Source organism: Robertkochia sediminum, assembly GCF_016786255.1.
In the GTDB taxonomy this organism is placed as follows: Bacteria; Bacteroidota; Bacteroidia; order Flavobacteriales; family Flavobacteriaceae; genus Robertkochia; species Robertkochia sediminum.
Map to the genome: position 1 here is coordinate 1 of NZ_JADMKT010000007.1, position 341 is coordinate 341.

Here is a 341-nt window from a genome sequence, read left to right on the forward strand (position 1 = left end):
AGGAGCTTCTCCCCCGCTTACATTCACCTCAAGACTCATTCCCGTTGCAGGATCATAACACAGATCGGTAACAGGAGCAAGTGTTGCCGTTGGTGAAACAGGCGCTACAATATCAAAGGTGTCGGTGATATCACAGCCGTTCACGTCTCTAACGCGAACTGTATAATTATTGGCAATCGTAATGTCGTTAAAAACGTTACTCACCTGGAATGGTACTACTACCGTTCCGGTTGCTGTCTCCTCCAACTGGTATTCATAGCTACCCCAACCACCACCGGCAGTTACTTCTACACGTCCTCCGGTGTTACAGGTAAGCGGACTTACATTCAGGGATATGGTAA

1 protein-coding gene is annotated in these 341 nt (G+C 47.8%); it reads right to left on the reverse strand.

Translation table 11 applies throughout. From position 1 onward, the window contains the following. Positions 1-341, reverse strand: a 341-nt coding sequence (locus IS446_RS00025) for a hypothetical protein (protein ID WP_203057126.1), incomplete at both ends; no start/stop codon positions are given.